At 71.4% G+C, this 12,724-nt stretch carries 13 protein-coding genes and 1 pseudogene; 10 read left to right on the forward strand and 4 right to left on the reverse strand.

Annotated features, from left to right (window positions below):
• Nucleotides 1–2: 2 nt before the first annotated feature.
• Complete coding sequence (locus QSJ40_RS05950; protein ID WP_006215053.1) at nt 3–497, reverse strand: DUF3515 family protein; 495 nt, start codon at nt 495–497, stop codon at nt 3–5.
• A 154-nt stretch (nt 498–651) separates the two neighbouring features.
• On the opposite strand from QSJ40_RS05950, the gene thiL reads away from it, so the two are divergent.
• The 5 genes from thiL to QSJ40_RS05975 all read left to right on the forward strand — a co-directional run bounded on the left by thiL (nt 652) and on the right by QSJ40_RS05975 (nt 7,353).
• Nucleotides 652–1,917, forward strand: a complete 1,266-nt coding sequence (gene thiL, locus QSJ40_RS05955) for a thiamine-phosphate kinase (protein WP_100244734.1) — start codon at nt 652–654, stop codon at nt 1,915–1,917.
• Nucleotides 1,853–2,920, forward strand: a complete 1,068-nt coding sequence (locus QSJ40_RS05960; RefSeq protein WP_051990474.1) for a DAK2 domain-containing protein — start codon at nt 1,853–1,855, stop codon at nt 2,918–2,920. The genes thiL and QSJ40_RS05960 overlap by 65 nt, the downstream gene beginning before the upstream one ends.
• The gene (locus QSJ40_RS05965) at nt 2,920–5,220 is read left to right on the forward strand and encodes an ATP-dependent DNA helicase RecG (protein WP_081609530.1); all 2,301 of its coding nucleotides are present in this window, start codon (nt 2,920–2,922) and stop codon (nt 5,218–5,220) included. The genes QSJ40_RS05960 and QSJ40_RS05965 overlap by 1 nt, the downstream gene beginning before the upstream one ends.
• A gap of 7 nt (nt 5,221–5,227) precedes the next feature.
• Complete coding sequence (rsmD, locus tag QSJ40_RS05970) at nt 5,228–5,797, forward strand: 16S rRNA (guanine(966)-N(2))-methyltransferase RsmD (protein WP_006215057.1); 570 nt, start codon at nt 5,228–5,230, stop codon at nt 5,795–5,797.
• A gap of 203 nt (nt 5,798–6,000) precedes the next feature.
• A complete protein-coding gene (locus tag QSJ40_RS05975; RefSeq protein ID WP_006215058.1) occupies nt 6,001–7,353 on the forward strand; it encodes a UDP-glucose dehydrogenase family protein in 1,353 nt (450 codons plus the stop codon).
• Nucleotides 7,354–7,356: 3 nt separating this feature from the next.
• Here the strand turns inward: QSJ40_RS05975 and QSJ40_RS05980 are convergent, their stop codons facing one another.
• Nucleotides 7,357–8,616: an aminotransferase class I/II-fold pyridoxal phosphate-dependent enzyme gene (locus QSJ40_RS05980; protein WP_285729553.1), complete on the reverse strand. Its 1,260-nt coding sequence runs from the start codon at nt 8,614–8,616 to the stop codon at nt 7,357–7,359.
• 44 nt (nt 8,617–8,660) lie between these two features.
• Between QSJ40_RS05980 and coaD the strand changes: the two genes are divergently transcribed.
• From coaD to mutM, 5 genes are all read left to right on the forward strand, one after another.
• Nucleotides 8,661–9,203, forward strand: coding sequence for a pantetheine-phosphate adenylyltransferase (coaD, locus tag QSJ40_RS05985; protein WP_285729555.1), 543 nt, complete (start codon nt 8,661–8,663; stop codon nt 9,201–9,203).
• Between the two features lie 82 nt (nt 9,204–9,285).
• A complete protein-coding gene (locus QSJ40_RS05990; protein WP_285729587.1) occupies nt 9,286–9,831 on the forward strand; it encodes a YceD family protein in 546 nt (181 codons plus the stop codon).
• A gap of 2 nt (nt 9,832–9,833) precedes the next feature.
• Entirely contained in the window at nt 9,834–10,037 is a 204-nt protein-coding gene (gene rpmF / locus QSJ40_RS05995) for a 50S ribosomal protein L32 (protein ID WP_006215062.1), read from the forward strand.
• A gap of 1 nt (nt 10,038) precedes the next feature.
• On the forward strand, nt 10,039–10,764 hold the full coding sequence (gene rnc / locus QSJ40_RS06000; protein ID WP_285729557.1) for a ribonuclease III: 726 nt from the start codon (nt 10,039–10,041) through the stop codon (nt 10,762–10,764).
• Nucleotide 10,765: 1 nt separating this feature from the next.
• A complete protein-coding gene (gene mutM, locus QSJ40_RS06005) occupies nt 10,766–11,704 on the forward strand; it encodes a bifunctional DNA-formamidopyrimidine glycosylase/DNA-(apurinic or apyrimidinic site) lyase (protein WP_285729559.1) in 939 nt (312 codons plus the stop codon).
• A 381-nt stretch (nt 11,705–12,085) separates the two neighbouring features.
• On the opposite strand, the pseudogene QSJ40_RS12790 reads toward mutM, so the two are convergent.
• Both QSJ40_RS12790 and QSJ40_RS06010 read right to left on the reverse strand, forming a co-directional pair.
• Nucleotides 12,086–12,259 (reverse strand): annotated as a pseudogene (locus tag QSJ40_RS12790) (helix-turn-helix domain-containing protein); the annotation flags it as partial.
• The gene (locus QSJ40_RS06010; RefSeq protein WP_285729561.1) at nt 12,256–12,669 is read right to left on the reverse strand and encodes a hypothetical protein; all 414 of its coding nucleotides are present in this window, start codon (nt 12,667–12,669) and stop codon (nt 12,256–12,258) included. The gene QSJ40_RS06010 and the pseudogene QSJ40_RS12790, both read right to left, overlap by 4 nt.
• Nucleotides 12,670–12,724: the final 55 nt, after the last annotated feature.

Consider the following 12,724-nt stretch of genomic DNA (forward strand, 5'->3'; position numbering starts at 1 on the left):
GCTCAGGTCTGCGGGACCTCGTCCACGGAGAGGCACTCGGAGTCCTGCGGCACGGTCGAGACCGCGCTGCCCAGATCGACCAGAGCGGTCGAGGACGGCACGACCGTGGTGTCGAAGGTGATCTCGAAGGCGGGGTCGCGCCCGTAGGTCGTGGCCTGCCACTGGTTGTCGGACTCGAGATCGCGGATCAGCCAGTCCACGCCGTTCACGCGCGTGCACAGATCGGTCGTGGGCTCCGGGGGAGTCACCCCGCAGCGCACCACGGCCGCCGAGGGATCCCCGTAGGCCGTGGTGCCCTGGCTCGAGGTCTGGCGCTGGTCCTGCCCGCTGATCTGCTCCGGCATGGCGAGCATGGCGGGCGCGCACTCCGGATTCGCGGCGTCCTCGGCAGCCTCGACCTGCGCGGTGCTCGAGCCGCAGCCCGTGAGCAGGACCAGGCCGGCGGCCGTCAGAGCCGCAGCGCGGAGGGGGAGCAGGGGATTCGGACCGGAGCGCATGGCCCGGATCCTATCGCCCGGCTCCAGCGGGCCTCGAATCGCGCAGAACCGACGCACGGGACCGCCGGCACGCACGCCCTCTGGGCGCAGCGAGCGGCTGTGCTGTCCGCCCAGGTGGCTAGCGTGAGCCCCGATGAACCGAGAGGCGGCGCAGATGACCAGGCAGGACAGCACGGGCGGCTCGACGCTGCGAGGCCAGGGGCCTGGGACTGCTCGCGCAGCGGCCGTGGACGGCTCGGCGGAGGCTTCCGCCGAGCCGTCCACGGCTTCGGAGGCTCTCGCCGGCCGCAGCGTGGGGGAGACCTCCGAATCGGAGCTGCTCTCCGCCTTCCTGCCGCTGCTGCAGGGCGAGGACTCGCCGTACCTGCAGCTGGGCCCTGGTGATGACTGCGCGGTGATCGCCGCCCCGGACGGGCGCTTCGTGATCACCACAGACACCCAGGTCGAGGGCCAGGACTTCCTCTCGGTGTGGCCCAGCGGCGCACGGACCGGCGGTGCGGACACCGGTGCCAAGGCCGCCGCGCAGAACCTGGCGGATGCCGCGGCCATGGGGGCGGTGCCGTCATCCATGGTCGTGTCCCTGACCCTCCCGGCGCAGACTCCGTGCCAGTGGGTCCTGGACTTCGCCCGCGGGCTGCGCGGCGGGATCCAGGCCTGCGGGGCACCGCAGCTGTCGGTGGCTGGAGGTGATCTGGGCGGGGGCGAGCAGATCTCCGTGACCGTGACGGTGACCGGGGATCTGCAGGGCCGCGAGCCCGTGCGCCGCTCGGGAGCCGCGCCGGGGCAGCGTCTTGTGCTGGCCGGGACAGTCGGGCGCGCGGCGGCCGGCTTGGCGCTGCTGCGCTCGAGCGACTACCGCCCCGGGGAGGATGCCGTCCTGGATGAGATCGCCGGCTGGCAGCTGCGGCCCGTGAGCCCCGTCCCGGCAGGCGCGCGGCTGGCGCAGGCAGGGGCCACCGCCATGATCGACGTCTCCGACGGCCTCGTGCGCGACGGCGGACGGATCGCCTCGGCCTCCGGTGTGCACCTGGAGCTGGATCCCCAGTCCCTGCAGGAGCTTGCCGAGCCCCTGCGGCCGGCGGCCGAGCTGCTGGGTGCAGACCCCCTGGACTGGGTGCTCGCAGGCGGGGAGGACCACGGTCTGCTCGTCTGTCTCCCGGCGGATGCCCAGGTGCCCGAGGGAGTCCGTGCGATAGGCTCTGTGCGCCTTCCGGGAGCTCCCTCCGGCGGACCAGCAGCCGGTCCTCCCGGACGCGCGCAGCCCCAGGAGCCCGTCGGCGGCTGGGGCGTGAGCGTGGCGGGCGATGACGCGAACCAGCTGATCGGCGGGAGCCGCAGCGGAGGATGGGACCACTTTGAACGAGCGCAGCACAGCGGGCACGGAGGCCGTTCGGCGGTGGTTCGACCTCGCCGTCCGTGAGCTGCGCGCCAGCGCCGACATCCTGGACGCGATCAACGTCTTCCCGGTGGCCGACTCGGACACCGGCGCCAACCTCGTGACCACCGTCGGCACCGCCGCTCAGGCCGTCCAGGTGCTCGAGACCCCGGATGTCGGCGAGCTCATCTCGCTCGCCGGCCAGGCCGCGCTGGATGACGCCCGCGGCAACTCCGGTTCCCTGTTCGCCGTGTGGCTGTGCGCCGTGGGCGCCTCGCTCGAGGGCCGCGGCCTCACCGCAGACGCCTTCGCCCAGGCCCTGTCCTCGGGCGAGGTGCGCTCCTGGTCCGCCCTGACCGATCCCGTGCCGGGCACCATGCTCTCGGTGATCCGGGACATCGCCGCGGTGCAGGTCCCGGAGGCCGAGGAGCCCGGCTCCAAGCGCACGCTGCTGCACCACATGGAGCGCGTGGTCGCCGCGGCCCGGGAGGCCGTGCTCGGCTCCACCGAGGAGCTCGGGGCCCTGCAGGGCTCGGGGCGCGTGGACGCCGGCGCCCTGGGGATGCTCATCATCCTGGACGCCCTGCGCCGCACCGCCGCCGGCGAGGGCTCCGGGCGGCCCGTGCTGTGGGCCGGCGCCCCGGACGACAGCGCAGAGCCCACCGGCCAGGAGACCGGCGTGCAGGTCCAGCAGCTGCTCGAGAGCATGCGAGAGGCCGCGGCGGCCTGCGCAGCCGCGGAGGCCGGCGCGGCGGGCGGCGAGGCCGAGACCGGCGTGGAAGTCGTGGCCACCGTCGAGCTGACCGCCCTGGAGGCCGCCTCCGTGCGCTTCGAGCTCACCGAGATCGGCCGCTCCGTGATCACCTCCCCGATCTCCCAGATCGAGGGAGAGCTGTGGCGCTGGCGGGTCCACGTCCACGTGGATGATCGGCAGGCCGCCCTGGATGTCCTGTGCGCCCACGGCACGCCGCGCAATGTGGCCGTCACCGGGCTGGACCCGGAGGGCTCGGGGCGTCAGAGCCGCGTCAACCCCTCGGATCTGGACTGATGAGCCCCCGGAAGGGGAGCCGGGGCTCGGCATCCGGACCGGAGGCCCCAGCGTCGTCCGTGGACCGCGGGGATCTGGATCGCCCGCTGGCCGAGGTCCTCGGGGCCAGTTCGGCGAAGACCTTCGAGAAGCACCTGGGCCTCGTCACGATCGGCCAGCTGCTCGAGCACTTCCCGCGCCGCCTGGTTCCTCGAGGGGAGCTGACCTCGTTCAGCGAGCTGCGCCTGGATGAGCACGCCACGCTCGTGGCCGAGGTGCTGCGCGTGTCCACCCGGCGGATGCGCTCGCGCAGCGGCTCGATCACCGAGGTCGTGATCACCGACCGCTCCTCGGACTCCGGGCCGGATCTGCTCGCGGAGTCCACCGGGGCCACCATGACGCTGAGCTTCTTCAACGCCTGGACCGCCTCGCGCGACCTCACCAGCGGGACCCACGCGCTGTTCTCGGGCAAGGTCTCGCAGTATCGCGGCGAGCTGACGATGGCCAACCCGCACTATGCGCCGCTGGATCCCGACGACGACGTCGATGCCGCCGACGCCTTGGACAGCGCTGGTCGCCCCGTGCCGGTGTACCCGGCCGTCGCCAAGCTCACGAGCGATCGGATCGCTCAGGCCGTGCAGCTGTGCCTGGCCGCCGTGGACTGGTCCACCGTCCCGGATCCGCTGCCGCTCGAGGTCGCCCGGGAGCACCGGTACTCGGATCTGGCCAGCGCCTATCAGGCCATGCACCGTCCGGCGGATGAGCAGGAGTGGCACCGCGCCAAGGCCCGCTTCCGCCACACCGAGGCGCTCGTGCTCCAGGCTGCGCTGCTGCGTCGGCGCCAGGCGGTCGCCCAGCGCCGCGCTCCGGAGCTCACCGGCGCGGAGGGCGTGCTGCAGGAGGGCTTCGCACGACGGCTGGGCTTCGAGCTGACCGCCTCGCAGCAGGAGGTCGGGCAGCAGATCGCCGCGGATCTGGGGCAGGTCCACCCCATGAACCGGCTGCTGCAGGGCGATGTGGGCTCCGGCAAGACCGTCGTGGCGCTGCGGGCCATGCTGCAGGCTGTGGACTCCGGGGCGCAGGCCGCACTGCTCGCGCCCACCGAGGTCCTGGCCGCCCAGCACCACGCCTCGATCGTGCGTGCACTGGGGCCGCTGGGTGCGGCCGGGACGCTGGAGGGCGATCCGCAGGGAACCCGTGTGGTGCTGCTGACCGGCTCCATGCCCGCCGCCGCGCGCAAGCAGGCGCTGCTCGAGATCGTCACCGGCGAGGCCGGGATCGTGATCGGCACCCACGCGCTGCTCTCGGAGACGGTGCAGTTCCTGCGCCTGGGCCTGGTGGTGGTCGATGAGCAGCATCGCTTCGGCGTGCAGCAGCGCGACCGCCTGCGCGAGACCGGCGCCGACGAGGTCCCGCACCTTCTCGTCATGACGGCCACGCCCATCCCGCGCACCGTGGCCATGACGGTCTTCGGCGACCTCGACGTCTCGGTGCTCGAAGGGCTGCCCGCGGGACGCCAGCCGATCGACACGCACGTGGTCGGGCTGCTCGAGCACCCGGCCTGGGAGCGGCGGATCATGGCCCGGGCCGCAGAGGAGATCGCCGCAGGACGGCAGGTCTACATGGTCGCGCCCAAGATCGGGGCGGACGACGAGGTCCCGCCGTTCTCCCTGGCCGGCTCGGCCGCCGATGAGAAGGCCGCCGAGGCCATGGTCTCGACCACCTGGCTCGAGCTGCTCGTGCAGCGGGCGCCCGAGCTGGAGCAGGCGAGGGTCGCGGTGCTGCACGGGCGCCTGGACGCCGCGCAGAAGACCGAGACCATGGAGGCCTTCGCCGCCGGGGAGATCGATCTGCTGATCTGCACCACCGTGGTCGAGGTCGGCGTCGACGTCCCCAATGCCACGCTCATGGTGATCGTGGACGCCGATCGCTTCGGCATCTCCCAGCTGCACCAGCTGCGCGGGCGGATCGGTCGCGGGGCGCACCGCTCCACCTGCCTGCTGGTCACCCGCCGCGATCCCGAGCATCCCTCGCGGGAGCGGATCGCGGCCGTGGCGGCCACGACCGACGGCTTCGAGCTCGCCCAGGCCGATCTGGCTCAGCGCCGCGAGGGCGACATCCTGGGCGATGCCCAGTCCGGCGGGCGCTCCACCCTGCGGCTGCTGCGCGCCGTCGATGACGCCGGCGTCATCGAGCGCGCCCGCCGCGAGGCCCAGGCCGTGCTGACGGCCGATCCCGGGCTCGAGCGGCACCCGCAGCTGCTCGCGGCCATCCGCGCCGCGCTCGACGAGGACACCGAGAAGTACCTGGAGAGGGGCTGATCCGCTCGTGACCCGCATCATCGCCGGAGCGGCCGGCGGCACCCGACTGGCCTCCGTGCCCGGCACCGGTACCCGGCCCACGACCGATCGTGTCAAGGAGTCGCTGTTCTCCCGCCTGGACGCCTGGGGCATGCTCGACGACGCCCGCGTCCTGGACCTCTTCGCCGGCTCCGGGGCCCTGGGCTGCGAGTGCGCCAGCCGCGGCGCGCGCGAGGTCGTGCTCGTGGAGAAGCATCCGCGGGCCGTCTCGGTGTGCAGGGTCAATGCCGAGACGGTCAATCGTGCCCTCGGCTCGCAGCGGGTGCGCTGCGAGCGCGGCTCCGTGCACGGATACGCCTCGGCCCACGAGGGTCCCTGGGATCTCGTGCTCGCAGATCCGCCCTACCCGCTGGGGGAGGCCGAGCTGAGCGAGGTGCTGTCCCTGCTGAGCGGCAAGCTCGGCCCCGGCGGCGTCGTGGTGATCGAGCGATCCTCGCGCAGCCCGGAGCCCGCCTGGCCCCAGGGCCTGCGTCGGCTCGAGAGCAGCAGGCACGGCGAGACCATGCTCTGGTTCGCCGAGGCCGACGACCCCTCCTGACTCGCTCGTCGCCCGAGCGGATCCAGGGTGCGGGCGGGGACGTCGACGCCGGCATCATCTGAAGTTCACCTGGCACGCCGCGGCCCCCCGCTCCGGGGAGGAAGCGGATAGCTAGTCTGCTGGTATGGGTTGCCGTCCGTGCGGCCCGCACTGCGGAACGGCGTGCGTCGGGCACGCACACGAGACCGAGGAGCACGCACCGGATGCGCATCACTGTTCTGGGGACCGGATACCTGGGCGCCACGCACGCGGCGTCGCTGGCGGAGATGGGCTACGAGGTGCTGGGGGTGGACATCGACCCCGCCAAGCTCGAATCGCTGTCGGCCGGCGTCCTGCCCTTCCACGAGCCGGAGCTGCCGCAGCTGCTGCGCAAGCATGTGGAGTCCGGGCGCCTGCGCTTCACCTCCGACTACGAGGAGGCTGGGGCCTTCGGGGACGTGCACTTCATCGGGGTGGGCACCCCGCAGCGCCCCGGAGCATTCGCCGCGGACATGAGCTTCGTGGATTCCGCCGTGGAGCAGATCTCCCGGCACCTGACCCGCGATGCCGTGATCGCTGGCAAGTCCACCGTCCCGGTGGGCACCGCTCGGCGGCTGCGCGAGCTGGCGCGGGAGAATGCGCCGGAGGGGATCGAGGTGGACCTGGTGTGGAACCCCGAGTTCCTGCGCGAGGGCCACTCCGTCGAGGACACGCTGCACCCCGACCGCATGGTCATCGGCCTGCCCGGGCACGGCTCCGCTGATCCGCGGGAGCACGAGCAGGCCCAGCGCCTGGAGTCGCTCATGCGCGAGGTCTACGCCCCGCAGCTGGCCGAGGGCATCCCGCTGATCGTCACCGACTACGAGACCTCGGAGCTCGTGAAGGTCGCGGCGAACTCGTTCCTGGCCACCAAGATCAGCTTCATCAACTCGCTGTCCGAGCTCACCGAGGCCGTGGGCGGAGACATCCGCACGCTGGCCGATGCGATCGGGATGGACGAGCGGATCGGGCGCAAGTTCCTCAACGCGGGCGTCGGATTCGGCGGCGGCTGCCTCCCCAAGGACATCCGCGCCCTGCGTGCCCGGGCCTCCGAGCTCGGCCTGGATCAGTCCGTGCGCTTCCTGGCCGAGGTCGACGACATCAACACCCGACGCCGCGAGCACACGGTCGGGGTCATCACCGACATGCTCGACGGCTCCGTCATGGGCCGGGAGATCGCCGTGCTCGGCGCCGCCTTCAAGCCCGAGTCCGACGACGTCCGCGACTCGCCGGCCCTGGACATCGCCGCGCGCCTGCACTCGATCGGCGCCGACGTCCACGTCTATGATCCCAAGGCCAATGAGAACGCCGCCAAGCGCTACCCGCGTGTGGACTACGCGAGCTCGCTGATCCAGGCGGTGGCCCGCGCCGAGGTGGTCGTGCTGCTCACCGAGTGGGATGAGTTCCGGCGGATGACGCCGCAGGACCTGGCTCCGCTGGTGCGGCGCCGCCAGATCCTCGACGGGCGCAACGTGCTCGATCCGCAGCAGTGGATCGATGCGGACTGGACCTACCGCGCGCTGGGGCGCAGGGGCTGAGCCTCAGCGCAGGGCTGCGGCCAGCCGGTCCATGCCCTCCTGGAGCGTGGACTCCCGCTTGCACGCGGCCACTCGCATCCAGCCCGCGTAGAGCTCCTGGTTCTCCGGGGCTGCGAAGGCCGACAGTGGCAGCAGGGCGAGCCCGGCCTGCTCGATCAGCGCGCGCGACATCTCCGCCGACGTCGTGGCGCCGTAGCGGTCGAACAGCGGCGAGAAGTCGGCCACCACGTAGTAGGAGCCGGACGGCTGGGCGACCTGCAGCCCCAGATCCCGCAGCGCCTGCCCGACCAGTGCGCTGCGCTGCGCCTGCTCGGCGGCCAGCGTCTGCCCCCAGGTCTGCAGGTCGCGCAGGCCTGCCGCCACGGCCTTCTGCAGGGGAGCGGCCGCGGAGTGGCTCAGGTAGGTCTTCACGGCGCTGACCCCGCTGATCAGATCGGCCGGCCCGCTCACCCAGCCGATCCGCCAGCCGGTGACCTGCAGGGACTTGGAGGCCGAGGACACCACGAGCGTGCGCTCGCGGACCTGCTCGGCCAGCTCGGGCTCGAGCATGGACGACGACGCCCCGGCCGCCAGGGAGAGGTGCTCTCCGTCGTAGCGAAGGTGCTCGTAGACCTCGTCGGTGAGGATCACGGCATCGTGCTCCACGGCCAGCCGAGCGATCTCGCGTGCGGTCTCGGGGCTGAGCACGGTGCCGGTGGGATTGTGGGGATCGTTCACGAGCACTGCGGCGGTGCGGTCGCTGAAGGCGGCGCGCAGGTCCTCCAGGTCCACACCGAACTCCGGCGGGCGCAGGGCCACGGGGTGCAGGACGCCCCCGGCGAAGGCCACGATCGCGGCGTACAGGTCGTAGTGCGGCTCGAGCACCACCACCTCGTCGCCCGGGCGCAGGATCGACAGCAGCGAGGCGGCCAGGGCCTCAGCGGCGCCGGCCGTGACGACCACCTGGGTGTGGGGGTCGAGCTCGCGGGACTGCGTGGCGAGCTGCTGGGCCGCGATCGCCTCGCGCAGCTCGGGCAGCCCGCGCTCGGGCGAGTACTGGTTGAGCCCCGAGCGCAGGGCCTCCGCCGCGGCCTCGATCATGGCGGCGGGGCCGTCGGCGTCCGGGAAGCCCTGACCCAGGTTCACGGCGCCGTGGGCGCGGGCCAGGACCGAGGTCTCGTCGAAGATCGTGGAGCGCAGCGCCCCGGAGTCCTGCATGAGACCCGCACCGCGTGCCAGGTTGTGCCAGGGGAGGTCGGGGGAGTCGGTCTGCGGAAGGCTCATGGGCTCGAGTCTAGGGAGGCGGCCGCCGCGATAGCGTGTCCGGCATGACTGAGAACCCTGCACCCGCGACCGCCGCGCCCGAGCAGACTCCGAGCGCTGGGCGCCGAGCCGTCTGCGTCGGGTCCTTCGACCCGATCCACCTGGGCCACGTGGGCATCATCGAACGCGCCGCGCGGCTGTTCGACGAGGTGATCGTGGCGGTGGCGGACAACCCGAACAAGAAGCACCGCTTCCCGATCGATCGGCGCGTGGAGCTTGTCGAACAGTCGCTGGGCTCGTCGTCGGAGCGGGTGAGGATCGAGCCGCTGGGCGGGGGACTGCTGGCGCAGTACGTCACCGGCCGCGGCGCCGTGGCGGTCGTGAAGGGCCTGCGCTCGGGGCAGGACTTCGACTACGAGCTTCCCATGGCCGGGATGAATCGCAGCCTCACGGGCATGGAGACGGTGTTCCTGGCCGCTGCGCCGGAGCTCGCGCACGTGTCGTCGTCGCTCGTGAAGGAGGTCCACGGCTTCGGAGGGAACGTCTCCGCGTTCGTGACGCCAGAGGTGCTGGCCGCCCTGGACGGGACCCGCAACGCCATCGGTTGAGCATCCTCGTCCTGCCGTCTAGAATGACGTGCTGGCATTGAACCCACAGGAGATCATCATCAGTCGAGACAACGTTTCACCGCTGGCGCTGGACGTCAGGGACCTGGAACACCGTCCCGGGACGATGCGTCTCTTCCAGGAGACCTTGCCTGCGCCGAAGGATTTCGGCAATGCCATCATCGGGGCCCGTGAGGGCTCCGACATGGCAGCCGACCTGAGGCTGGAATCCGTCGTGGACGGTATCCTGGTCTCCGGCACGGTGACAGCCCGCCTTCACGGCGAGTGCAGTCGGTGCCTCGATCCGGTCGAAGAGGACATGACCGTAGAGGTGCAGGAGCTCTTCCTGTTCGACGCCCCTTCCGAGACTCCGGAAGAGGACGACGACGCCGACGAGATGTACACCGTCCAGGACGATCACATCGATCTGGAGCCGATGCTCCGGGACGCAGCGATCACCAAGCTGCCGTTCCAGCCAGTGTGTCGGGAGGACTGCCCCGGTCTGTGCGCCCAGTGCGGCGCGCGGCTGGAGGACGACCCCGATCATGTACATGAAGTGCTCGACCCCCGCTGGAGCGCCCTCGCAGGCCTGCTCGAGCAGGGGGACGAGTCCCCGAGAGAAGAGAGATAGCAGTGGCTGTTCCGAAGAGGAAGCTCTCGCGAGCCAACACGCACGCCCGTCGTTCGCAGTGGAAGGCGAAGGCCCCCAAGCTGGTCCGCACCGTGGAGAACGGCAAGACCGTCTACTCCCTGCCGCACCAGGCCAAGCTGGTCACCGACTCCGCCGGCACCGCCCTGTACTACGAGTACAAGGGCCGCAAGGTGGCGGACGCCTGAGTTGGCGTCTGATCATCAGGATCTTCTGCAGCGTCTCGGCGTCGATATCGACGCCGAGACGCTGCTCATTGCGCTGACGCATCGCTCGTACGCCTACGAGCATGCCGGGCAGAAGCACAACGAGCGCCTCGAGTTCCTGGGCGACTCCGTGCTGGGGCTGACCGTCACCGACGAGATCTTCACCCGCTATCCCGAGCGCAGCGAGGGCGACCTCGCCAAGATCCGCGCCTCCGTGGTCTCCACTCGGACCCTGGCGCAGCTGGCGCGCGAGCGCGGGCTGGGGGAGTTCATCCGCCTGGGCCGCGGCGAGATCCGCACCGACGGGCACGACAAGTCCTCGATCCTGGCGGACACCATGGAGGCCGTGATCGGGGCGCTGTACCTGTCGCAGGGCCTGGATGCCGCGCGGGCCTTCGTGCTGCGGATGATCGTGCCGCTGCTCGAGGACGACTTCGTGATCCGCGAGGGCCGCGACTGGAAGACCGAGATCCAGGAACTCGCGGCCATGCGGGGGATGGGCGCGGTGACTTACGAGGTCGAAGGCACGGGCCCGGACCACAACCGCTCTTTCACGGCCTCCTGCCTGCTGGGCGGGACTGTGCACGGCACCGGCCCCGGCACCTCCAAGAAGGAGGCCGAGCGCCGGGCGGCGGAATCCGCCTACTCGGTGATCACCGGCACCACCCGCACCGACGGCCACGGCCGGCCGATGGCCGACGGGCGCTGAGATGCCCGAGCTCCCAGAGGCCGAGGTCGTGCGCCGCGGCCTCGAGCGCTGGACGGTCGGGCGCCGCGTCGAGACCGTCGAGGTCCTGGATCCCCGTTCGCTGCGCCGTCATGCGGAGGGTCCGGGAGATTTCGTCGAGCGGCTGCAGGGCGCGTCCATCCTGGATGCGGTGCGCCGCGGCAAGTTCCTCTGGCTGCCCGTGGCTCTGGGCTCCGGCGATGAGCTCGCGCTGATGATGCACCTGGGGATGTCCGGCCAGGCGCTGATCCAGGGCGATGACCAGCCCGATGAGCGCCATCTCAAGGTCCGCGTGGGGCTCTCCGAGACGCCCGACGGGCTGCCCGGGCAGCTGCGCTTCGTGGATCAGCGCATCTTCGGCGGCATGTTCCTGGACCCCCTGGTTCCCACCGTCGACGGCCATCCCGGCGGCCGGGGCGCCCTGGGGCTGCCGCTGATCCCGGTCCACGCCGCGCATATCGCGCGAGATCCGCTGGATCCGGACTTCGACCCCTCGGTGTTCCACGCCGCCCTGCGTCGCCGGAAGACCGGCATCAAGCGGGCTCTGCTGGATCAGGGCCTGATCTCCGGGATCGGCAACATCTACGCCGACGAGGCCCTCTGGTCTGCCCATCTGCACTACGCCCGCCCCACCGAGACCATGACGCGTCCGGAGACGCAGCGCCTGGTCGAGGCCGTGCAGGACGTCATGGCCCGCGCCCTGGAGGCCGGCGGCACGAGCTTCGACTCCCTCTACGTGAACATCAACGGCGAGTCGGGGTACTTCTCCCGCTCGCTGAACGCCTACGGTCGGGCCGGTCAGCCCTGCCTGCGCTGCGAGTCCGAGGGGCGCGACGGCGTGATCGTGCGCGAGCAGTTCATGAACCGGTCGTCGTACCGGTGCTCCGTGTGCCAGCGCCGCCCCCGCCGCGCGCGGTACTGAGTTCCCATCTGCCCGCATTGCCGAGGCCTCACTTGCGCAAGTCATCAACCCCGATGGGCTGAGCGAGTGCGGCGTCGACCACTGCGGAGGCGCCTGTCCCGTTGAAGCCGCAGATCCGCAGCTGATCAGCTCCGAGGAGCTGCGCACGTGCGGCCTCAACGGTGGATCTTGCGCTTTGCACCTCGAGCTGCGAGAGACGTTCTCGGGGGACTGATGGTCATGGGTCGTGGCCTCTGCGGTGATGCCGACGGCCCCACCCACGGCGATCCGGGTGAGCCATTCGTCGGTGTTGACCACCCTGATCGTGCGGGGAGTCGAGTCGGCGCCGTCCCGCAGACGAGCGGTCGCCGTGGGGGCTGTCGCGCAGACCGCCGGGGTGAGCGAGTGCTCCCAGGTGGTGCGCGCCACGAGCCGGATCTCGAGGATCTCCTCGAGCTGGGTGAGCGTGCGCGACAGGGTGGGCTGGGTGGTGCCGAGCATGGCGGCTGTCACGGTGAACGACTCCGCCTCAGCCAGCGCGGTCACGGCCCTCAGGTGCCTGATCTCCACGTTCATGCGTCCAGCGAATGGCAGTGCGCGCTCGAGCGTATTTCCCTGCGACCGGACCCGTTCGCAGCGTGACCAGCATGAAGATTCTCATCGTAGGAGCGCAGGGAAAGCTCGGCCGCACGGTCGACGTGCTGATGCGTGAGCGCGGGCACGAGGTCGTGACGGCCGGCAGGAGCAGCGGAGACATCCGCTGCGACATCGCCGAGAAGACGCAGCTCGCGCGGCTGTGGGAGCAGGCGGGTCAGGTCGACGCCGTGATCTGTGCCGGGGGCGAGGTGGTCTACGCCCCGCTGGACGAGCTCACCGGCGCAGATGTCGAATCGTCGTTGAGGAAGAAGGCGCTGGCGCAGACCACCCTGGTGCGCGTCGTGGCCGGGGCCCTGCCGGGAGGAGCAGCCGACCTCCGGCGTCAGCAAGTGGAGGATGACGACGGCCCCGCTTCCTGCAGAGACAGGGAGCGGGGCCGTCGCG

Origin of the sequence: Kocuria sp. NBRC 114282, assembly GCF_030268385.1 — a bacterium.
In the GTDB taxonomy this organism is placed as follows: domain Bacteria; phylum Actinomycetota; class Actinomycetes; order Actinomycetales; family Micrococcaceae; genus Kocuria; species Kocuria palustris.